20 protein-coding genes and 1 pseudogene are annotated in these 21,268 nt (G+C 66.7%); 15 read left to right on the forward strand and 6 right to left on the reverse strand.

Annotated features, from left to right (window positions below):
* Window positions 1–286 precede the first annotated feature (286 nt).
* Window positions 287–2,509 (forward strand): CDC48 family AAA ATPase, encoded by a 2,223-nt coding sequence (locus tag AArcCO_RS02925; protein ID WP_259534931.1) that lies wholly within the window; start codon window positions 287–289, stop codon window positions 2,507–2,509.
* 92 nt (window positions 2,510–2,601) lie between these two features.
* On the forward strand, window positions 2,602–3,681 hold the full coding sequence (locus AArcCO_RS02930) for a tubulin/FtsZ family protein (RefSeq protein WP_259534933.1): 1,080 nt from the start codon (window positions 2,602–2,604) through the stop codon (window positions 3,679–3,681).
* 4 nt (window positions 3,682–3,685) lie between these two features.
* On the opposite strand, the gene AArcCO_RS02935 is transcribed toward AArcCO_RS02930, so the two are convergent.
* On the reverse strand, window positions 3,686–4,297 hold the full coding sequence (locus AArcCO_RS02935) for a DUF7097 family protein (protein WP_259534934.1): 612 nt from the start codon (window positions 4,295–4,297) through the stop codon (window positions 3,686–3,688).
* Between the two features lie 80 nt (window positions 4,298–4,377).
* On the opposite strand from AArcCO_RS02935, the gene aspS reads away from it, so the two are divergent.
* Both aspS and AArcCO_RS02945 read left to right on the forward strand, forming a co-directional pair.
* Window positions 4,378–5,682 carry an aspartate--tRNA(Asn) ligase gene (gene aspS / locus AArcCO_RS02940; RefSeq protein ID WP_259534936.1) on the forward strand — a complete coding sequence of 435 codons (1,305 nt, stop codon included), beginning with the start codon at window positions 4,378–4,380 and terminating at the stop codon, window positions 5,680–5,682.
* Window positions 5,683–5,710: 28 nt separating this feature from the next.
* Window positions 5,711–6,565, forward strand: coding sequence for a pantoate kinase (locus AArcCO_RS02945; protein WP_259534937.1), 855 nt, complete (start codon window positions 5,711–5,713; stop codon window positions 6,563–6,565).
* 35 nt (window positions 6,566–6,600) lie between these two features.
* Here AArcCO_RS02945 and AArcCO_RS02950 read toward each other — a convergent pair whose 3' ends face one another.
* Window positions 6,601–7,362, reverse strand: coding sequence for a 4-phosphopantoate--beta-alanine ligase (locus AArcCO_RS02950; protein ID WP_259534939.1), 762 nt, complete (start codon window positions 7,360–7,362; stop codon window positions 6,601–6,603).
* 138 nt (window positions 7,363–7,500) lie between these two features.
* Here AArcCO_RS02950 and AArcCO_RS02955 point away from each other — a divergent pair, with 138 nt between their 5' ends.
* The 5 genes from AArcCO_RS02955 (at window position 7,501) to AArcCO_RS02975 (ending at window position 10,880) form a co-directional block, all read left to right on the forward strand.
* Window positions 7,501–8,073, forward strand: a complete 573-nt coding sequence (locus tag AArcCO_RS02955) for a magnesium transporter (RefSeq protein WP_259534941.1) — start codon at window positions 7,501–7,503, stop codon at window positions 8,071–8,073.
* Window positions 8,070–8,738, forward strand: coding sequence for a magnesium transporter (locus tag AArcCO_RS02960; protein WP_345780874.1), 669 nt, complete (start codon window positions 8,070–8,072; stop codon window positions 8,736–8,738). The genes AArcCO_RS02955 and AArcCO_RS02960 overlap by 4 nt, the downstream gene beginning before the upstream one ends.
* 107 nt (window positions 8,739–8,845) lie before the next feature.
* The gene (locus AArcCO_RS02965) at window positions 8,846–10,024 is read left to right on the forward strand and encodes a potassium channel family protein (RefSeq protein ID WP_259534943.1); all 1,179 of its coding nucleotides are present in this window, start codon (window positions 8,846–8,848) and stop codon (window positions 10,022–10,024) included.
* An 82-nt stretch (window positions 10,025–10,106) separates the two neighbouring features.
* Entirely contained in the window at window positions 10,107–10,574 is a 468-nt protein-coding gene (locus tag AArcCO_RS02970; RefSeq protein WP_259534944.1) for a hypothetical protein, read from the forward strand.
* A 3-nt stretch (window positions 10,575–10,577) separates the two neighbouring features.
* Window positions 10,578–10,880 (forward strand): hypothetical protein, encoded by a 303-nt coding sequence (locus tag AArcCO_RS02975; protein ID WP_259534945.1) that lies wholly within the window; start codon window positions 10,578–10,580, stop codon window positions 10,878–10,880.
* Window positions 10,881–10,924: 44 nt separating this feature from the next.
* Here the strand turns inward: AArcCO_RS02975 and AArcCO_RS02980 are convergent, their stop codons facing one another.
* Window positions 10,925–12,208 carry an amidohydrolase gene (locus AArcCO_RS02980; protein ID WP_259534946.1) on the reverse strand — a complete coding sequence of 428 codons (1,284 nt, stop codon included), beginning with the start codon at window positions 12,206–12,208 and terminating at the stop codon, window positions 10,925–10,927.
* 115 nt (window positions 12,209–12,323) lie between these two features.
* Here AArcCO_RS02980 and AArcCO_RS02985 point away from each other — a divergent pair, with 115 nt between their 5' ends.
* The 5 genes and pseudogenes from AArcCO_RS02985 (at window position 12,324) to AArcCO_RS03005 (ending at window position 18,721) form a co-directional block, all read left to right on the forward strand.
* Window positions 12,324–12,758, forward strand: coding sequence for a universal stress protein (locus tag AArcCO_RS02985; protein WP_259534947.1), 435 nt, complete (start codon window positions 12,324–12,326; stop codon window positions 12,756–12,758).
* A gap of 78 nt (window positions 12,759–12,836) precedes the next feature.
* A complete protein-coding gene (locus tag AArcCO_RS02990) occupies window positions 12,837–13,214 on the forward strand; it encodes a hypothetical protein (RefSeq protein ID WP_259534948.1) in 378 nt (125 codons plus the stop codon).
* A 58-nt stretch (window positions 13,215–13,272) separates the two neighbouring features.
* A pseudogene (locus AArcCO_RS02995) lies at window positions 13,273–16,032 on the forward strand (AAA domain-containing protein); the annotation flags it as partial.
* 100 nt (window positions 16,033–16,132) lie between these two features.
* Window positions 16,133–17,941 carry an acetyl-CoA carboxylase biotin carboxylase subunit gene (locus AArcCO_RS03000; RefSeq protein WP_259534949.1) on the forward strand — a complete coding sequence of 603 codons (1,809 nt, stop codon included), beginning with the start codon at window positions 16,133–16,135 and terminating at the stop codon, window positions 17,939–17,941.
* 66 nt (window positions 17,942–18,007) lie between these two features.
* Window positions 18,008–18,721 (forward strand): class I SAM-dependent methyltransferase, encoded by a 714-nt coding sequence (locus AArcCO_RS03005; RefSeq protein ID WP_259534950.1) that lies wholly within the window; start codon window positions 18,008–18,010, stop codon window positions 18,719–18,721.
* 47 nt (window positions 18,722–18,768) lie between these two features.
* Here AArcCO_RS03005 and AArcCO_RS03010 read toward each other — a convergent pair whose 3' ends face one another.
* A complete protein-coding gene (locus AArcCO_RS03010; RefSeq protein ID WP_259534952.1) occupies window positions 18,769–18,999 on the reverse strand; it encodes an Lrp/AsnC family transcriptional regulator in 231 nt (76 codons plus the stop codon).
* A gap of 2 nt (window positions 19,000–19,001) precedes the next feature.
* On the reverse strand, window positions 19,002–19,688 hold the full coding sequence (locus AArcCO_RS03015; RefSeq protein ID WP_259534953.1) for a potassium channel family protein: 687 nt from the start codon (window positions 19,686–19,688) through the stop codon (window positions 19,002–19,004).
* 114 nt (window positions 19,689–19,802) lie between these two features.
* Here AArcCO_RS03015 and AArcCO_RS03020 point away from each other — a divergent pair, with 114 nt between their 5' ends.
* Window positions 19,803–20,036 carry an Lrp/AsnC family transcriptional regulator gene (locus AArcCO_RS03020; protein ID WP_259534954.1) on the forward strand — a complete coding sequence of 78 codons (234 nt, stop codon included), beginning with the start codon at window positions 19,803–19,805 and terminating at the stop codon, window positions 20,034–20,036.
* Between the two features lie 64 nt (window positions 20,037–20,100).
* Here the strand turns inward: AArcCO_RS03020 and AArcCO_RS03025 are convergent, their stop codons facing one another.
* On the reverse strand, window positions 20,101–21,177 hold the full coding sequence (locus AArcCO_RS03025) for a thiamine pyrophosphate-dependent enzyme (protein WP_259534955.1): 1,077 nt from the start codon (window positions 21,175–21,177) through the stop codon (window positions 20,101–20,103).
* Window positions 21,178–21,268 lie beyond the last annotated feature (91 nt).

The following is a 21,268-nucleotide window of genomic DNA, read 5'->3' on the forward strand; positions in this document are numbered from 1 at the left end:
GTTCGTCCGAACCCGACAGGGCTTTGTACGTTCCGGCCCGACCATGACAGTATATGACACGATTGGATCCCTGTGGCGTGTCCGGAGGACGCGAAGCCTCCGGACCGTGCGAGCCGCTCGGGAGGCGCGGGCCGCCCGACGGCGGCACAGTCCGAACGGTTCAGAGCCTGTCGTCCCGGAACAAAGCACTTATTCGGCGACTGCAACGACTCTCGAACGCGAACGGTGCGAAGAGAACCGACGCGACGAGGACCGACGCAACAACGAACGGAACCCAACTCGAAGCATGAACGAAGTTCAACTCGAAGTGGCGAAGGCGTACCCGAACGACTCGGGGCGTGGCATCGCCCGTCTCGACCCAGACACGCTTTTGCATCTCAAACTCTCCCCCGGCGACATCATCGAAATCGAAGGGGGTGAAACGACCGCAGCGAAGGTGTGGCGCGCGGACCGGCAGGACTGGAACACCGACACGGTCCGCGTCGACGGCTTCACACGCCAGAACGCCAATGTCGGCATCGGCGAGCGCGTGACGATCCGGAAGGCAGACGCCGAGAAGGCCGACAAACTCGTGCTCGCACCCCCCGAGGAGGCGTCAGTGCAGTTCGGCTCCGACGCCGCCGGCATGGTGAAACGCCAGATCCTCAAGCGGCCGGTCGTCGAGCGCGACATCGTCCCGGTGATGTCGAGCACGAACCACCCGTTCATGCGCTCGCCCGGACAGGCGATCCCGCTGATCGCCGTCTCCACAGAGCCCGAGGGCGTCTGTCTCATCACCGAGGACACCGAGGTCGAACTCCGCGAGGAGCCGATCTCCGGCTTCGAAAAGACCGGCGGTGGGATCACTTACGAGGACATCGGCGGCCTGCAAAACGAGATCCAGCGCGTCCGGGAGATGGTCGAGCTGCCGATGAAACACCCCCAGATCTTCAAGAAACTGGGGATCGAGCCGCCCCAGGGGGTGTTGCTCCACGGCCCGCCCGGGACCGGCAAGACGCTGCTTGCGAAAGCGGTCGCCAACGAGACCTCAGCGTCCTTCTTCTCCATTGCGGGGCCGGAGATCATCTCCAAATACTACGGCGAGAGCGAACAACAGCTCCGCGAGATCTTCGAAGACGCCAAAGAGGAGTCGCCGTCGATCATTTTCATCGACGAACTCGACTCCATCGCGCCCAAACGCGAGGACGTCACCGGCGAGGTCGAACGCCGTGTCGTCGCCCAGCTGCTCACGATGATGGACGGCCTCGAGACCCGGGGGCAGGTGATCGTCATCGCGGCGACGAACCGCGTCGACTCCGTCGATCCCGCCCTGCGCCGTCCGGGTCGGTTCGACCGCGAGATCGAGATCGGCGTCCCCGACGAGGCTGGCCGCAAGGAGATCATGCAGATCCACACGCGCGGGATGCCGCTGTCGGACGACGTGAGTCTGGACCGGCTCGCCGACGAGACCCACGGCTTCGTCGGCGCCGACATCGAGAGCCTCACCAAGGAGGCGGCGATGAAGGCGCTGCGGCGCTACCTCCCGGAGATCGACCTCGACGAGGAGGACATCCCCCCGAGCCTCATCGACCGGATGATCGTCAAGCGCACCGACTTCGACGGGGCACTCACGGAGGTCGAGCCCTCCGCGATGCGGGAGGTGCTCGTCGAACTGCCGAAGATCACCTGGGACGACGTCGGCGGGCTCGAGGGCGCGAAACAGCAGGTCAAAGAGAGCGTCGAGTGGCCCCTCTCGAAGCCCGAGAAGTTCGAGCGGATGGGGATCCAGGCGCCCAAGGGCGTGCTGCTGTACGGGCCGCCCGGGACCGGCAAGACGCTGATGGCGAAAGCGGTCGCCAACGAGACCAACGCCAACTTCATCTCGGTGCGGGGCCCGCAGCTGCTCTCGAAGTGGGTCGGCGAATCCGAGAAGGCGATCAGACAGACGTTCCGGAAGGCCCGACAGGTGAGTCCGACGATCATCTTCTTCGACGAGCTGGACTCGCTTGCCCCCGCCCGGGGGCAGGACGCCGGCAACAACGTCTCCGAGCGGGTCGTAAACCAGCTGTTGACCGAACTCGACGGCCTCGAGGAGATGGGCGAGGTGATGGTGATCGGCGCGACCAACCGTCCGGACATGATCGATCCGGCGCTGATCCGGTCTGGCCGGTTCGACCGGCTGGTGATGGTTGGCTCCCCCGACGAGGAGGGTCGCGAACAGATCCTCAAGATCCACACCCGCGAATCGCCGCTCTCGCCGGACGTGAGTCTGCGCGAGATCGCCGAGATAACCGACGGCTACGTCGGCTCCGACCTCGAGTCGATCGCCCGCGAGGCCGCCATCGAGGCGCTTCGGGAGGACGACGACGCCGAGGTGGTCGAGATGCGACACTTCCGGCAGGCGATGGATTCGGTCCGCCCGACGATCACCGACGAGATCCTCAGCTATTACGAGGAAATCGAAGACCAGTTCCGGGGCGGCGGCGCGGACGCGATGCGGGAGCGCGGCGGCCGGATCGGCTTCCAGTAACGCGACCGATCGCCGGATCTTCCGGTGGAATCGGTTCGGTAGATCCACTTCGGTGGGGGAAAGTTGAAGTCCGACAGTCACAACCACCGAACATGAAGTGTGCCCTCGTCGGAGTCGGCCAGGCCGGCGGCAAGGTGACGACCGCCCTCGCGAACTTCGACACCCGCATGGAGTTCGGCGCCATTCGCTCGGCGCTGGCGGTCAACACCGCCACGGCCGACCTGCAGCCCCTCCCTCTCGACACCGTACTGATCGGCCAGGACCGCGTCAACGGCCACGGCGTCGGCGGCGACAACGAACTCGGCGCCGAAGTGATGGAGTCGGATCTCCCGGAGGTAATGGACGCGCTCGACGACAAGATCACCTCCGAGACGGAGGCGGTGTTCGTGATCGCCGGGCTGGGCGGCGGCACCGGGTCGGGCGGCGCGCCGGTGCTCGTTCGCCGGCTCAAGCGGATCTACAACGTGCCCATCTACGCGATCGGGATCCTTCCCGGTCAAGACGAGGGTGCGCTGTACCAGGCGAACGCCGGGCGATCGCTCAAGACGGTCACACGGGAGGCCGACTCGCTGCTTCTGGTCGACAACGACGCCTGGCGCGACAGCGGCGAGAGCGTCCAGGAGGGGTTCGACGCGATAAACAACCACATCGCCCAGCGGCTCGGGCTCCTGCTTGCGGCCGGGGAGGCCGTCGAGGGCGTCGGCGAGAGCGTCGTCGACTCCAGTGAGGTGATAAACACGCTCGCGACCGGCGGTATCTCCGCGCTGGGATACGGCGCCGCAGCCAGCGGCGAGACGGCCGAAGACAACATCAACACGGTGACGAGCACGACCCGCAGCGCGATGTTCACCGGGATGAGCCTCCCCGGAGCGAGCAAGGCCGACACGGCGCTTCTGGTCGTCGCCGGGCGTCCGGAGGCGATCCCTCGCAAGGGCGTCGAGCGCGCACGCCGGTGGCTCGAGGAGGAGACCGGCAGTATGGAGGTGCGCGGCGGCGACTTCCCGCTGTCTACGGATCGGCTCGCGTCGCTGATCCTCCTCGGCGGGATCGAACAGTCCGACCGGCTCGAACGGTTCATCGAGCGCGCCCGCGAGGCCGTCGAGATCGCCGACGAGGAGCGCGCCGACCCCGCAAAAGCGTTCGACAACGAGGCGATCGAGGACCTGTTTTGATCGGTCAGGCGTCCTCGCCGTCTGACGTCCGATCCTCGCTGCCGTCCGGATCCTCGCTGTCGTCCCACCCGTTCCGGTAGCGTTCCTTTGCGGACTCGAAGGACAGCTCCTCCAGCTCGCGCCCCCGGCGGGTTTCTCGTTCGGCGATCGCCTCCGGATCCGGGTTGACGTCGTCGTCGATCCGGGCGAACGAGCCGTGGACTTTCGCGTGACACCAGCGACACAGGCCGACGGTGAGTTCGTGGGACGTCCCGTCCGTGGCCCTGTCGGCGTCTCCAGCGCGGGAGCCCGGATTCGAGCCGCCGTACGAGAGGTGATGTTCCTCGATCAGCGGCCGGACGCTCTCGCCGGCGAGCCGGCGCTCCTCGAGGCCACACCGGATGCACTGTTTCCCGTCGGTGGTCCACCGGTACTTCGGACACGCCTGCCAGTTTCCCGCCTCGCCGACGTGACACTGGTAGTCGTCGCTGCGCCGTGCGTCGGCGAACTCGGGGTCGTCGCCGGCGCGTTCGAGCGCGAACCGGCACCGCCCGTCGTCTGTGAGGTGATCACAGATCCCCGCGATCGCGTACGGGTCGTCGACGCCGACCGGCGTGCCGGTGGGTGTTCGTTTCATGGGTCGATCGCTCCGTCGCCGCGTCCATCGCCCAGTTCGAAACGGCGTCATTTATACCGTGCGGCCATGAACCGACGTGTATGCAAGATCGGACCTACGCGGCCGACGCCGAGCCCGGGAGTCGGGCGACGGTGGCCGGCTGGGTTCACGAGATCAGAGACCTCGGCGGGATCGCGTTCCTCATTCTCCGGGACACGACCGGCCGAATCCAGGTGAAGTTCGAGAAAGACGAGATGGACGACGAGCTCGTCGAGACGGGGCTGTCCGTCTCCCGGGAGTCGGTCGTCGCGGTCACCGGCGGCGTCGAGGAGGAGTCCCGGGCGCCGACCGGCGTGGAGGTCGTCCCCGACTCGATCGAGGTGATCGCACCCGCGGACACCGACCTCCCGCTGGACCCGTCGGGCAAGGTCGACGCCGAACTCTCGACCCGGCTGGACAACCGGACGCTGGACCTTCGCAAACCCGACGTGAAGGCGATCTTCGAGGTGCGCGCGGAGATCCTCCGGGCCGCCCGCGAGGAGCTGCGCTCGGTCGGCTGTACCGAGATCAACACACCGAAGATCGTCGCCACCGGCACCGAGGGCGGCACGGAGCTGTTCCCGATCACCTACTTCGGCGAGGAGGCGTTTATGAACCAGTCGCCCCAGCTGTTCAAGCAGTTGATGGTCGGCTCCGGGCTCGAGCGCGTCTTCGAGATCGGTCCGATCTTCCGGGCCGAAGAGCACAACACGCCACGGCACCTCAACGAGGCGACTTCGATCGACTTCGAGGGCGCCTTCTGTGACCACTCGGACGCGATGGACGTCTGCGAGTCGGTCGTTACGGGCGTCTACGAGTCGGTCGCGGAGAACTGCACCGAGCAGCTGGAGGCGCTCGGGATCGCCGACGAGTTCTCGGTTCCAGACGGGGAGTTCCCCCGGCTGACCTACGAGGAGGCGATCGAGCGGATCAACGCCACCGGCGCGCTCGACGAGCAACTCGTGTGGGGCGACGACCTGCCGACGGAAGGCGAGCACGCGCTCGGCGAGGAGGTCGGCGGCCACTACTTCATCACGGACTGGCCCTCCGAGATCAAGCCGTTCTACATCAAAGACTACGACGACGACGAGACCGTCTCGACGGGCTTCGACCTGATGCACCCGCGGATGGAGCTCGTCTCGGGCGGGCAGCGCGAACACCGCCACGACCGTCTCATCGAAGGGTTCCAGCAGCAGGGGCTCGACCCCGAGGAGTTCGAATACTACACGAAGATGTTCAAGTATGGGATGCCCCCGCACGCCGGCTGGGGACTGGGCGGCGAGCGTCTGGTGATGACCCTCCTGGATCTGGACAACATCCGCGAGGCCGTCATCTTCCCGCGCGACCGACAGCGCCTCTCGCCGTGAGAGGGGACGGCAGTGAGACGACGAAGCGATGACGAGACCGACGGCCTCGACGGCGTTCGCCCCGGGACACGTTACTGCGTTTTTTAGCATTCACCGGGGCGAATCACCGTCTGCGTCCGGCTCGCGGGGCGCGGGCCTTGCACTTTCCGAAGGGGTCACCGCGACCGTGCGCCCGGCAGCGGATAAAAACGAGAGGAAAACTCAGATCCGCCTGAACGGAACGCGGGTGACGATCGAGGCGGTCGAACACGTCCTCGCGGAGCTCGGCGTCACGGCCCGAGTTCGACTCGAGACGCCGCTGCCGCCGGGGGCCGGCTTCGGCGTTTCGGGCGCCGCGGCGCTCGCGACGGCGCTTTCGGCGAACCACGAGTTCGGCTGCGGGCGGACCGAAAACGAGCTCGTCGGAATCGCCCACGCCGCCGACGTCGAAGCGGGGACCGGCCTGGGGGACGTGGTCGCACAGGCTCGCGGCGGGATTCCGATCCGGGTGGAGCCCGGCGCTCCCGGCTACGGCAGCCTCGACGGGATCCCGGACTGCCGACGCGTCGAGTACGTCACCTTCGGCGAGCTGTCGACGCCGGACGTGCTCTCGGGGGAGACGGAGGCGCTGTCTGCGGCCGGCGAGTGCGCACTCACTGGGCTGTTGGACGATCCAACCGTCGAGACACTGCTGGCGGAGGGGCGCCGCTTCACTCGCGAGATCGGCGTCGCGGCCCCCGAGGTCGCGGAGGCGATCGACGCGGTCGACGACGCCGGGGGGGAGGCGTCGATGGCGATGCTGGGTCGGAGCGTCTTCGCGCTCGGGACGGGGTTGACCGACGCCGGCTACGATCCGACGATCTGTCGGACGCATTCGGCGGGCGCGACACTCGAGCCCGAGTAGCAACCTCCCGTGTCCGCTGTCCGACCGCCGGAGGACTACGCCCCGTCGTCGGCGAACGATCCGGTTCTGATCGTCCGTTCGGCCGCCTCGAGCGCGTCTTCGGGGTCGAACTCCCGGACGATCGCCTCGAGTTCCTCCCGCGGTCGGTCCCGCAACGCCCGCGCGTGCCGGGTCACATTCGGCACCGCCCGGAGGACGTTGTCGACGATCGGAACGTCGGCGACCCGGGCGGATCGGGAGCCGGGGTTCAGGTCGATCACGATCTCCGTTTTGCTCAGGTCCGAAAGCGCGGCGGCCCGGTCGCCGTCCTCCAGCGGGACGAGGACGACGTCGGCGGCGGCGATGCCGTCGGCGTCGACTTTCGCCCGTTCGTGTGCAAGTCCCGGAATCCGAGCGTCCGCCGCGAGGCCCTTCACCTCCGTCGCACCGTGTTCCCGGAGGTAGTCGGCGATCGCCTGCATGCGCTCGGCCGTCCGGTTGAACAGGTTCACCTCGAGGTCGGCGTCGACGACGTCGGCGAGTTCGACGATTTCGCCGGGGACCAGGGCTGCGACGTTTCCGTTGACCGAAAGCACCGGCCGGTCGGCGAGAAGCAGGTGGGCGGCGGCCGCCCGGGCGGCCAGATCGGCACTCTCGATCGTGCGTTCGCCAAGCAGGTAGTCGAACGCCTCGCCGCGGCCCTGGGCGATGAGCCCCTGGCGACTCGTGATCCCCCGCTCGACGCCCCCCTCGATCCGGTGACGGGTCACGAGCGACTCGTATCTGGGGTGGTCCTCGGGGATTTCTACGTCTGTCACGGCGGAACGTTTGCCCCCGACGTACAAGGGGTTTGCTGGACGGCGCGAACGACTCCGGCTCGCGGTTCCAGCCGGTAGTGTGCGGTTTTCATCGCTTCGACGGACGGTTTTTATTGTGGTGCCCGATATGCCACCAGTATGTACGAACGAGCGTCCGCCGTGGACGTGTACCGGCAAGCGCTTCCAGTGATCGTCGTCAGCCTCGTTGCCGGACTGTTCGCAGGGACGATACTCGGGAGCGAACCGATGCGCGCCGGAATCGAAAGCGTCCCCGGGATCCTCGTTTTGCTCCCTGCGTTTCTGGCGACCCGGGGCGGCGTCTACGGCTCGCTGGGCGCACGACTCTCCAGCGGTCTCCATCAGGGGGTCATCGAACCACGGTTTACCTTCGACCGGCGTCTCTCGAACGCCGTCGTCGCTTCCTTTATCAACGGGATGGTCGTCTCCGTGTTCATCGCGGTCGTGGCGTTTCTCGTCCTCTGGATCGCCGGCGGGGGTGGAAACTTGTTGCAGCTGGTCGGAATCATGATCGTCGCGGGCTTTCTGTCCGCGGTTCTCATGCTGTCTACGCTCGTTACGGTCGTCTTCGTCGGCTACCGGCGAGGCCTCGATCCTGACAACATCGTGGGACCGCTGGTCACGACGCTCGGCGACGTGTTCGGCGTCGTCTTCCTTTTGGTCGCCATCTATCTCGTGGGGCTGTTCCTATGAGCGACGACTATGCGGGCGACGACCTCACGGGGCTGAGTGACTCGCTGGGGGAACTCTACGAGAAGTTCTCCGAGGAGGACCACCCGGCCGACCAGCTCGCCCCGAAACCGATCGACCACGACTGGCAGATCAAACCGATGGTGCTGACGATGGTGCCGCTGCTCGCCGGGCTGTCCGTCCTCCAGATGGTTTCGGGCTCCGTTCTCGAATCGTTCGAGGAGGTCCTGCTCGCGAACCCGGCGCTTTTGATCCTGGTTCCCGTCCAGATCGGAACCGCCGGCAACCTCGGATCGATCATGTGTTCCCGGCTGTCGACACAGTTGCATCTGGGAACCTTCGAGTTCGCGGTCGACAACCCGTCGATCCGGTCGAACTCAGGAGCGATCATCGGGCTGGGGGTCACCGTTTTCGCGCTTGTCGGCGTCGCCGCCTGGGCGATCGGTCGCGCTCTCGGAGGGACGCTCGGGCTCGTGGAGGTGCTCACGATCTCTCTGGTCAGCGGAACGCTCCTTGCCGTCTTCGTCGTCGTCGTGAGCCTGATCGCCGTCTCGACGTCCTATCGACTGGGGTACAACCCCGACGACACGACGATCCCGGTCGTGACGAACGTCTGTGACATCACGGGGGTTCTGATCCTCTTTGCGGTCATTACGGTCGTCCTTTGATATCCTGCCTGTCAACTGCGGCGCCGTCACTGCTGACTCTCGCAGTCGGCTCCGCGTCGGTCCGCCGTAGCACTCACTCTTAACCGGTCGCGGACGAACTACGCGACATGGAAGAGATCGCCTACCGCTCCCGGAACGTCAGGGAGACACTCGTCGAGCTGAAGAACATCTCGGAGCTGTCGGTCGATCTGGGGTATGCAGCTGCTCTCTACGACTATCCGCTGTTGGCAGAGGAGGTCCTCGAGCTGGAGGCCCGTGCCGACTCCCTGCAGTATCCCGCGAAGATCGCGTTGATGCTGGCGGCAAAACGCTCTTCGGACGCCGAGCAGCTGGTCGGGATCGTCCAGGTCGTCGAGGCCGCGGTCGGGATCACGAACGCGGCGGCCGACATCGCTGCGATCGTGACAAACGACATCGGTCTCCCGACGGAGGTCCGGGGATCCCTCCCGACTGCAGACGAAGTTCTCCTGAAAGCGACGGTCGGCGCGGACAGCGAGGCGGCCGGACGAACGCTCGGGGACCTGTCGTTCGAGACGGAGGCGGGTGTAAGCGCGATCGCGATCCGTCGCGGGAACGGGTGGAATATCGATCCGAACGAGGAGGCGATCCTCGAGGTCGGGGACGTCGTCATCGGACGTGGTCCGGAGGCGGGCGTGCGGACAGTCCGAGAGATGCTAACCGGCGATCCCGACGCCACCGGGGATCGACACAGTGACGACGTCGACGAGCTCGGCCGCGCCGCCGACATGCTCGTCGATCTGAAGGACATCTCCGAGCTTGCGGTCGGGCTCGCCTACGCAGCGGTGCTTTTCGACGACGACCAGCTCGCCGCGGAGGTGCGCGACCTGGAACGCCAGTCGGACGCGCTGAAAAACGAGGTCGAAACGCTGGTGATCGAGGCGGGCGACCGGGTGAGCGAACCCGCCAGCCTCCGGGGACTGCTCCATCTTGCGACGGCCTCGGAAGCGATCTGTGACGCGGCGATCCGGATCGCAGACATCGTGTTGCGGGACGGCAGTGTCCACCCGGTGTTCGGCCAGGCGATCGGGGACAGCGACGAACTCATCACGACGACGGCGGTCGAACCGGGGAGCACGCTCGCGGGGGAGACCCTCGGCGGAGTCGAACTGGAAGAGGCGACCGGGGTGGCGATCATGGCGATCCACCGGGGAAACAACTGGATCCTGGCACCGACCGGCGAGACGCAGCTTTTCGCCGACGACGTGCTCATCGCCCGCGGGCCCGAAGACGGCGCAAACACCGTTCGCGAGTGGGCCCGAGAGTGAACGCTGGCGGAGCCCGGGAGCGGTCCTTCGGGGGACGTAGCGCCGGTGGGTTTGATATGTCCCCGCCGGGAACGAGCATCTAATGCCGGAAATACGGATCACTGAGCCTCAGGAACTGCGGTTCGACTCGCTACGGGAAGAACTCGAGGAGGCGCACGTCGACCAGTACGGAACGGTCCGGGACTGTGACGTCGTCTCGTACCTGTTGGATCTCGCCGACGCGGTCGAGGACCCCGATCGGGCGGCCGCGGCTGGAACGCAGATCGACGGCGACGAAGCAGAGATCGAACAACCGGAGGACGCCGAAGAATCGGACACTGAAACGGACGCGGAAGCGACAGACGACGGCGTAGAAGAAGATGACGGCGATAACAACGACGGCGACGACGAATCGCGGCTGAACGCGATGATGAGCCTGCTGGACACCCACGAGGACAAGTGGCGGGAAGGCGACGGGGAGGCGCGATACGAAGTCGATCTGCCTGACGGGGAGACGGCGACTGCCCAGACCAAAGACGACGTGCGCGCGCTGCTTTTCAAGAACTACTGACGGATGAGTGTCCTCGATACGATCCGGTCGTGGGTCCGATCCCTGTTCGGCGGCGAGTCACCCGAGCCTGCAGACGGGGAGTCGGCGGAGACGACGGATCCGGAATCCGAACGCGAACCGGGGCTCGATCCCGACGGCGTCACTGAAGTACGAGTCGAGCGCGACGACGATCCGATCGATCGGCTCCGGGAAGTGAAGCAACAACGTGCCGAAGAATCCGCCGAAGGCGATCATGGCGACCGAGAGCAAGACGAACCCGATCGGGACGAAGACGGTTCGGGCGAAGGCGACCTGGACGCCCCGTAGACGTTTTTAAGTGGATTTCTCAGGGATTCTGCCGTTCCAGTCCCTCAGATCCCGCGTTTCGAGAGCTCGAGAACGCTCCCCGCGAGCACGTCGATCCCGATCTGGATCGACTCCTCGTCGACGTCGAACCTGCTCGTGTGGTGGCCGCCCGGGTGGTCGGTACCGACGCCGACGTACGTCGCGTAGCCGCCGTTGTCCTGGACGCGTTGCATGAGGTAGGTCGCGTCCTCGCTGCCGCCGAGCTCGTCGCGCTCCAGCAGGTTCGTCACTCCCGAAACGTCCCGGGCGATCTCGGCGACGACGTCGACCAGCTCCTGATCGCTTTCGGCGCTGGGCGCCTCGCCGCGGGTCTCGACGTCGACCTCGCACTCGTGCATGGTTGCGGCGCTTTCGAGTACGCGTTCTGCCTTCTCGTAGGCGTAGTCGGCGAGGTCAGTTGTTTCGCCCCGCACCTCTCCTTCGATAAACGACTCCTCGGGGATGATGTTCGTGGCGGTGCCGCCGCCGACGATCCCGGCGTTCACCCGCGTCGCGCCGTCGGCGTGCCGCGGGATCGCATACAGGTTCTGGACCGCGGTCGCCAGCGCCTGGACGGTGTTTTTCCCCTGTTCGGGGTGACCGCCGGCGTGGGACGGCTCCCCCGAAAACTCCGCGAAGAAATGCCTGACAGCCAGGAAGCCGTCGATACCAGCGATCACCTCGCCCGTGGGATGATCCAGTCCGATGTGGACGGCAAGCAGGTAGTCGACGTCGTCGAGGTGACCGGACTCGGCCATCGGTTTCCCGCCGACGATCAGCTCCTCGCCCGGCTGGAAGAACACCTTCAGTGTACCCGAGAAATCGGATGCGAGGATCTCGTCGATCACGCCGAGCCCGAACGTCGCGTGGGCGTCGTGGCCGCAGGCGTGCATGTAGCCGTCGTGTTTCGACCGGAACCCCTCGTCTGCAGGGACGTGACCCGCCTCGCCCGACTCTGCGATCGGGAGTCCGTCGATGTCGACCCGGAGGCCGATCGTCGGGCCCTCCCCCCGTTCGATCACGGCGACTGCGCCGGTGAACCCACCCTGCAGCGTCTCCAGGATCTCGGGATCCGCGCCCGCAGAAAGCGCCCGGTCGTACCACTCGGCCAGCTCCGCCTCGTCGGGGACGTTCATCCGGGCCTCCGCGCGGTGGACATCTCGACCGTAGTGGATCTCGTCGACGTCGCGCTCGCGTAACGCCTCGACGATCCGCGCTGTCGTGTAAAACTCCCGCCAGGCCGGTTCCGGCCGTTCGTGCAGATCGCGCCTGAAGGCGATCAGGTCGTCGGTCTTGGGTGTCGAAGCCATACAGGAGGATCGGGCCACGCCGGTATAAACGCGGGTGAACCGGCACTGTCCGGGCTGCATGACTGTCTTCAAAATTTATACGAACGACTATGATGGTATCTGAGAAACGTAAGATATGGGACAACACGTCCTCGTTCCGATCGACGGGTCCGAGACCGCCTGGAAAGCCCTCGACGTTGCACTCGAGCTGTTTCCCGAGGGTGAGCTGTCGGTGTTGCACGTGATCGGCCCGGCGGGCATCGCTACCGACGCCGACGGCGGCGTCCTCGACAGCAAAGCGTACGACCGGGCCAAAGCGGAGGCCGAAGAGCTGAACGCGGAAGCGAACGACCGGATCGACGCCGCCGACCCCCCTGTGCCGGCGCTCCGGGCGGTGGCGCTCGAAGTCGGAGATCCCGCACGTGAAATCCTCGACTACGCCGAGGCGAACGACGTCGACCACGTTGTGATGGGGAGCCGCGGCCGGTCGAGCATCGAGCGGTTGCTTCTGGGGAGCGTCTCCGAGACGGTTCTGCGTCGCGCGCCGATGTCGGTAACAGTCGTTCGGTGAGGCGGTGGAGCGCCCGCGCCCGGGGTGTCGTCCGGACTGTCGCCGACAGCTTATATACGAAGCCGAACCAGACGGCCCGTGACCGACGGATGCCTCCACTGCGGGAAACCACTCGGGAACAGGACGGCGCTGTGTTACGCCTGCGAATCCGACGGCATCGCCGTCGAGGACGTCGTCGACGTGGACGAGGACGTCTACGATCGGCTCGAACGGTACTTCGTCCTCGCGTCGGTGCGGTGCTCGAACTGTGGCGACGTCCACGGCGTCGTCACCGTCGACGGCGACACCTACACTGCAGCCGACTTCGGCATCGAGACGGAAACGGAGTGGCGACAGCGGATGGACGAGGCGGAGGCGTGGATCGAGGAACACCGCGAGGCGGTCGAGCCCGCGTTGCGGCTGCTCGAACGCGACTGGCCCAGGTCGGTCGAGGCCGTCCGGAGCCACGTGCTTTGAGCCGACAGCGATGAGCGTTCACCGACACCGTTTTTCCGTCCGGGGCGCTGCATCGACCGTGAACCTCCGCGGCGTCATCCTCGAGGTCGGCGAGGTCCGAACGGTTTCGACGCGGTACGGAGACCGGGATCTGGTCGAGTTCGGCGTGCGACCGGTCGGCCCCCGCGAGAGCGATCCCGACGAGGCGTACCTCGCGGGTACTGGCGGCGACGCCGACGTCGGTGACGAGGTTCGGGTAACGTTGTGGGGCAAGTGGACACACACTGCCGAGATCGCCGACCCGGGAATGGAGCTTCTGGTCACCGACGTCCAGACCGACGAGTATCGCGGCGAGACGACGTACGCGACCGGCGGCGACTCCGCGGTCGTCCTCCAGCCGGACTTCCTGGTCGACGTCACCGACGTCCGGTCGTGGGTGCAGTGTCCCCGGCTGTACTATTTAAACAAGCTCTCGGGGATCCCGCTGAACTATCCGGTGGTCAAAGGGACGATCGTCCACGAGGTGTTCGGCGACCTGTTGCGCGGTGGCGACCTCGAGGAGGCCGTCGCCGACCGCGTCGAAGAGGCGGGGCTGGAGCTGGGGCTGCTCGGCCGCGACCGGCGTGAAGTGATCGACGAGGTGCGGCGCAATGCCGCGGCGATCGACGGCTGGCTCGCCCAGGGCACCCTCGACGGCGGCGACGACTGGCGGTCGGAACACACGCTCGTCTCGCCGACCTACGGGATGAAGGGTCGGGCGGACGCGCTCCGACGGGGGATGCCCGTCGAACTCAAGACGGGGAAAAACACCAACCGCGAGCCGCGGTTCCAGGACAAGATCCAGGCGGCCTGTTACGCGCTGATGCTCGAAGAGCGCGGCGTCCCGGTCGACACGGGGACGCTTCTGTACACCAAAAACACCGCGCTGGACCGGAGCGAAGCCCAGGGCGACCTCTCGCCGGCGAAGGACTTCTCGATCGGCGACGGCCTGCTGGAGTTCGTGATCCGGACGCGAAACGAGATCGCCGCAATGGAGTACGCCGTCCTGGCGGACGACGACCCGAACGCGGGCGTCCCGACGGGCTACGAGGCCGACGCGACCTGCGAGTACTGCTTCGAACAGGACACCTGTCTTGTGGTCTCGGGCCGGCTGAACCAGGAGTCGAAGGCAGGCACGCTCGGTGCGCCCGTTCCCGAGGAAGAGCAGGAGTACTTCGACCGGTTCTACCGACTCATCGAGGCGGAGCGCCGGGAGGTACACGCCGCCTACCGGAAACTGTGGGAGAAAACCCCCGGAGAGCGGGCAGCTTCCGACCGCGCGCTGGTGGACCTGGAGCCGATCAGCCGGGAGGAGCGTCCCGACGGTCGGTGGGAGCTGCGGGCGCGAAAGCCCGACGGCGTCGTCTCGAAGCTCCGGGAGGGTGACGTCGCGCTCGCCAGCGACGGCGATCCGGTCGCCGGCCACGCCGAGCTGTGCCGGATCCGGGAGCTCGGCGAGACGGTCGTCGTGACGGCCGACGAACCGGTCGAACTGCGGCGGCTCGACGTCTATCCCTCCGAGCTGACGGTCGACCGGTATCTGACGGCATTGCACGACGCGGTGTTGACGGGCGACCCCGACCGGAAGGACGTGCTGTTCGGCCGGCGCGAGCCGGGGTTTTCCGGCCCGCAGCGGACGTACGTCGACAACAACGAGGCACAGAACGAGGCGGTGAACCTCGCGGTGCACGCCGACGACTGTGCGCTGATTCACGGCCCACCCGGCACCGGAAAGACGTACACGATCGCCGAGATCGTTCACGCGCTGGTCGAGGACGGACAGCGCGTGTTGCTCTCGGCGTTCACGAACCGGGCGGTCGACAACGCCCTCGAGACGCTCCGTGAGCGGTCGGCAGAACGGGCGGCAATCGATGGGGCGAGCACCCTCGAGGACGAGATCGTGAGGGTCGGCACGAAAACGGGCGTCCGGGGGGACATGCAGGACCTCCGGCTCGTCCGGCGGGGCGATCCCGACGACCGGGCGGCCACCCTCCGGGAGGCGTCCGTGGTCGCGGCTACGACCGCCGCCTGCGGCTCCCGTGCGCTCCGGGAAGAGTCGTTCGACGTCGCCATCGTCGACGAGGCGTCACAGCTCACCGAACCGGGGACGCTCGCGGCGATCAACCGCGCCGACCGGTTCGTGCTGGTTGGCGATCACCAGCAGCTGCCGCCGGTCGTCCGGGCGGAAAACGGCCTGCGGACCTCGCTTTTCGAGCGTCTCGTCGAGGCGTACCCCGACGCGTCGGTCATGCTCGACCGGCAGTACCGGATGGCACAGCGGATCCAGGCGTTCTCCTCGATGGAGTTTTACGACAATGCGTTGCGGCCCGCGAACGGGAGCGTCGCCTCCCAGACGATCGGGGACCTGGGCGTCGACCCCGCCGACCTTCCGACGGAGCTCCGGGGCGTCGTGAACTTCGTCGACCCCGACGGCAGACAGGAGGGGAACGCGAACCCGCAGGAGGCGAAGCGGGTCGCCGAGATCGTCCGCGCCTACCGGGAGGCTGGCGTCGAGGCCGCCGATATCGGCGTCATCGCCCCGTTCCGCGCGCAGGTGGCCGAGATCGATCGGCGGGTCGACGTCACCGTCGACACGGTCGATCGGTTCCAGGGCTCCAGCGAGGAGGTGATCGTCGTCTCGCTGGTCGCCACCGGTGCGCTCGATGGGCCGCTGTTCGAAGACCACAGGCGGATCAACGTGGCGCTCACCCGCGCCCGGAAGGCGCTCACGCTGGTGGGCGACCCGAACGCGCTCGCCACGGAGCCGTTCTACCGGCGGCTGCTCGACTGGGCGGATCGAAAGCGCGGATCGCGGATCGAAACCTCGAGTCAGCAGAAAAACCCAACGATCGATCGGGACCGATAAAGTCAGGTGGCCAGTCCCGGAACGTTCCCCAAGAATGTTCGAGAAGGTGCTGATCGCCAACCGTGGCGAGATCGCGGTGCGCGTGATGCGTGCCTGCGAGGAGCTCGGCGTCGACACCGTCGCGATCTACAGCGACGCGGACAAACACGCCGGTCACGTGCGCTACGCAGACGAGGCGTACAACGTCGGCCCGGCGCGGGCTGCCGACTCGTATCTCGACGGCGACGCGGTGATCGAGGCGGCCCGGACGGCCGGGGCCGACGCGATCCACCCGGGCTACGGCTTCCTCGCGGAGAACGCACGCTTTGCCGCCGCGGTGGAGGAGACCGACGGGCTCACCTGGGTCGGTCCCGAAAGCGACGCGATGGAGCGGCTCGGCGAGAAAACCCGCGCACGCCAGGTGATGGAGGCCGCGGGCGTCCCGATCGTGCCGGGGACGACCGAACCGATCGAGACGGCCGACGCCGTGCGCGAGTTCGGCGACGAGCACGGCTATCCGGTCGCCATCAAGGCGGAGGGCGGGGGCGGCGGTCGCGGCATGAAGATCGTCGAGGGACCCGACGAAGCCGACGAGAAACTCGCGTCTGCGCAACGCGAGGGGGAGGCGTACTTCGACAACGACTCGGTGTACCTGGAACGCTACCTCGAGCGTCCGCGCCACATCGAGGTGCAGATCATCGCCGACGAGGCGGGCAACGTCCGCCACCTCGGGGAACGGGACTGCTCGCTGCAGCGACGACACCAGAAGATCATCGAGGAGGCGCCCTCACCAGCGATCGACGACGAGCTCAGAGAGAAGCTCGGCGAGGCCGCCCGGCAGGGGGTTCGCGAGGCGGGATACACGAACGCCGGCACCGTCGAGTTCCTCGTCGAGGAGGGCGAGTTCTACTTCCTCGAGGTCAACACCCGGATCCAGGTCGAACACACTGTGACCGAGCAACTCACCGGAATCGACATCGTGAAAGAGCAGCTCCGGGTCGCCGCCGGCGAGGAGCTGGGCTTCACCCAGGGGGACGTCGAGCTCAGGGGCCACGCCATGGAGTTCCGGATCAACGCAGAGAACCCGGCCGCGGAGTTCGCGCCGGCGACCGGAACGCTGGAGACGTACGATCCGCCGGGCGGGATCGGGATTCGGCTCGACGACGCGGTCCGGCAGGGAGACGAAATCGCCGGCGAGTACGACTCGATGTTCGCGAAACTGATCGTCGAAGGGCGCGACCGGACGGAGTGTCTCGACCGATCCCAACGTGCGCTTTCGGAGTTCGAGATCGAGGGACTCCACACGGTGATCCCGTTCCACCGGCTCATGCTCGAAGACGACGCGTTCGTCGCCGGCGAGCACACGACGAACTATCTCGATTCGGTGCTCGACCCCGAGCGGATCCGCGAGGCGGTCGAACGATGGGGAACCGCCGGCGACGACGAGGAGACGACGGACGCCGACGCCGACGAAGAGACGACCGAACGGGAGTTCACCGTCGAGGTGAACGGCAAGCGCTTCGAGGTGAGCCTCGAAGAACGTGGCGCGCCCGCGATCCCGAACCCGTCCGGTGGCGGCGGAAGCGCCCGCCAACGCCCGCCGCAGGCGACCGGGGACGACGAGGACGAGGGGCCGGTCGTCACCGGCGAGGGGGAGACCGTCACGGCGGAGATGCAGGGAACCGTCCTCTCGGTGGACGTCGACGAGGGCCAAGAGGTCGGCCCGGGCGACGTCGTGCTGGTGCTCGAGGCGATGAAGATGGAAAACGACGTGGTCGTCGAGCGCGGCGGCACCGTGACGCAGGTGCTCGTCGAGGAGGGGGAAAGCGTCGACATGGGCGATCCCCTGATCGTCCTGGAGTGAGCACCCGGACGTCCCTCGGTACCGACCCTCGCTCGTCTTTTTGCCGTACCAGTCACAGGTGGTAGTGTGTCACAACGTAGTACGGACCATGATCCGTACGGTCGCGCGATTCGCGATCATTACCTGGGAGTCCGCGAGGAACCGCTCCTCGACCGTGACGGGCCCGAAACGCGCGAACACAGGATCGAGGAGTGGTACTTCGGCGAGCACGACCCGGACGCCTGGCGCGACCAGTGGCTCGAGGGACCGCTGCTGGACATGGGGGCCGGCGCCGGTCGGGACGCACTATTTCACCAGCGGCGGTTCGAAACCGTCGCGATCGACGTGAGCGAACAGCTCGTCGAAACTATGCGCGACCGCGGCGTCGACGACGCTCGGGTGGGGGAGATGTTCTCGCTTCCGGCGCAGTTCGAACGCGACCGGTTCCGGTCGGCACAGGCGATCGGGACCCAGGTCGGCCTCGCGGGTTCGATGGCCGGCGTTCGAGCGTTTCTGGGCGATCTCGCCACCGTTACAACAGCCGACGCGACGGCGGTGATCGACAACTACGCGCCCGAGTTGGACGCCACGACCGACGTCTTCGCGTATCGTGAGGATCCCGCCCCCGGCCTCGCATACCGGGCGTTCCACTGCGAGTACGAGGGTGACGTCGGACGGACGCTGTTGTTTCGTCTCTTCGACGTTGATCGCCTCCGGACAGCGACAGTCGGAACCCCGTGGGAGGTCGCCGGGGTCGAGTACGGGGCGACGCAGTGGCGGGCGGCCCTGAAAAAGGGATGAGGGAATCGCCGATCTCGATTTTTGGGTAACGGGCTCGCCTCGTCCGTTCACCCCATCGCCATGTACGTCTGGGTGTCCTCGACGCCGGCGATCTCCTGGAGTGCAGTCGTCGAGACGGACTTCACGTCGCCGGGGGATTCGGCGTCGACCTTGACGATGAAGTCGACGTCGCCGGCGACGATGTGGACGTCGACGACGCCCTCCAGCGCCTCCAGTTCCGATTTGATTCGGTCGGCCTCGCCGGTGTTGACCTTCACCATGATGTATGCGACGACCATGCTCAGTCACCCCCCACGGCAAGCGGTTCGACGTCTTCACCGATGAACAGTTGCCGGACCTCCGAGAGCGCCTCGAACTCCGCGAGCACGGCGACCCTGTCGCCGGGTTCCAGCGAGTAATCTCCCAGCGGGATGCCCAGCGACTCGCCCTCCTTCCCGAACGCGAGGATCCGGGCCTCCGCCGGGAGTTCGGTCTCGTCGAGGCTGTAGCCGTACAAAGGGGACGACTCGGGGATCGTGATCAAAAGGACCTGGAGGTTGGAGGCGATGTCGGCGATCGCCTGAATGTTCCCGCCCAAAAGCGCGTTCTTCGCGCCGATCGCGCCCAGCCGTTCGGGATAGACCACCTCGTCGACCTCGTCGGCGTACTCCCTGTAGATGTCTTCCCTGTAATCCTCGTCGATCCGCATCACAGTCCGGCAGCCGTGGTGTTTGGCGATCATACAGGCGGCAAAGTTGGCGTTCAGGTCGCTCGTCAGCGCGCCGACCGCGTCCGCGGTCTCGAGTTCGGCCTCCTCGAGCACCGTCTCCCGGGAGCCGTCGCCCTCGACGACCTCGAAGCCTGCCTCACGGACTCGATCCGCGGTTTCCGGATCGCGTTCGACGACCACGATCTCGTGGCCCTCCTCGGCGAGTACGCGGGCCGTCCGCAGTCCGACCCGCCCACCACCAATGATAACGTAACGCATACCCGTGACATGAACCCCCGTGGAAATAACCGTTGCCCCGAAGGCATCTCGTCGTTCCCCCCGAGTCGCCACACCGGGGGAAGGCTTTTGCGATATCGTGTCGTTCGGTAACATATGGTACACGCATTCGTCATGGTGAAAGCTGACGTCGGGGAGGCAGCGACGATGCTCGATCGGATGGACTCGGTCGAGGGTGTTACGGAGGCGCACGTCGTGGCCGGCGACTACGATCTGATCCTCGAACTCGAGGCACCGGAGGTGTACGACGTGTTGCAGGTGACTGCAAACGAGGTGCAGGCCCTGTCCGGGATCACGGACACGAAGACGTACGTCTCGATGGAGGATTGACGTCCCAATGGAGGATTGGTCTGCCCGTTCGTAGCCCGAACGAACTGGAAACGGCGTGTTCTCCTCAGTCCAACTCGAGTTCCTGTGGATCGTGCTCCTCGAGGAGCGCCTCGAGTTCGGACCGCTGTTTCTCCTGGGTCGGCGTCGGGTCCGCGTACACGTGATCGAACAGGTCGTCGGGATCCGGGAGGCCGGCGTCCTCGGCGGTCTCGATCGCCGCCGCGATCTCCTCGTTCGCCTCCTCGCGGAACCGCTCGACCGTCTCGTCGTCGAGGACGTCCTCCTCGCGAAGGAACGCCTCGAATCGCTCGAGCGGGTCCCGCAACCGCCAGTCGGGGTGATCCGGCTCCTCGTCCCGGTACCGGGAGGGATCGTCCGCAGTGGTGTGGGCTCCCCGCCGGTAGGTGAGCGCCTCCACGAGTACAGGGTTTCCGTCCCGGGCAGACGCCAGCGCGTCCGCAACCGTCTCCCGAACGGCCAGGGGGTCGTTACCGTCGACTCGGACGCCGTCGATCCCGTAGGCGTCGGCCTTGGCCGCGATCGATTCGCTTGCAGTCTGGCGATCCGCCGGCAGCGAGATCGCCCAGCCGTTGTTCTCGCAGAAAAACACCGTCGGTGCGTCGAAGACGCCGGCGAAGTTCACGCCCTCGTGGAAATCCCCCTCCGAGGTCGCGCCGTCGCCGAAACAGACGAGCGACGCCCACTCCTCCTCGAGGTAGTTCGCGGCCATTCCCGCACCGGCGGCGTGAGGAATCTGGGAAGCGATCGGGATGGCCTGTGGGAAGACGGGGACGTCGTGATCCGAGTGGTACTCCGCACGCCCGCGGCGGAACAGGAGAATGTCACTCATCGGAACGCCCCGGGCGATCTGCAGTGCGTTCGAGCGGTACGTCGGGAACAGCCGGTCTTCCGCAGCCATCGCGTGGGCGGCGCCGACCTGTGCGGCCTCCTGTCCCGCGAACGGCGGGTAGCCGGACATCCACCCCCGCCGCTGGAGCGCGACGGCGCGCTCGTCGAACCGTCGGGCCCGGACCATGTCGCGGTAGAGATCCCTCGCCGCCGCGGCGTCGTACCGGCTGTCCGACAGCGACCCCTCACCGTCGCCGACGACGGTGTGGAACTCGTCGGTGAAAGCGTCCATACCCCCGGATTGCGAGGAGTGGTGTTAAAAGAGGTGGTCCGCGACCCCCTCGACGTCGTGCGCCGGCACGGATTCTGACGGATGACGGGCG

Source organism: Halalkaliarchaeum sp. AArc-CO (assembly GCF_024972735.1).
Lineage (GTDB): Archaea > Halobacteriota > Halobacteria > Halobacteriales > Haloferacaceae > Halalkaliarchaeum.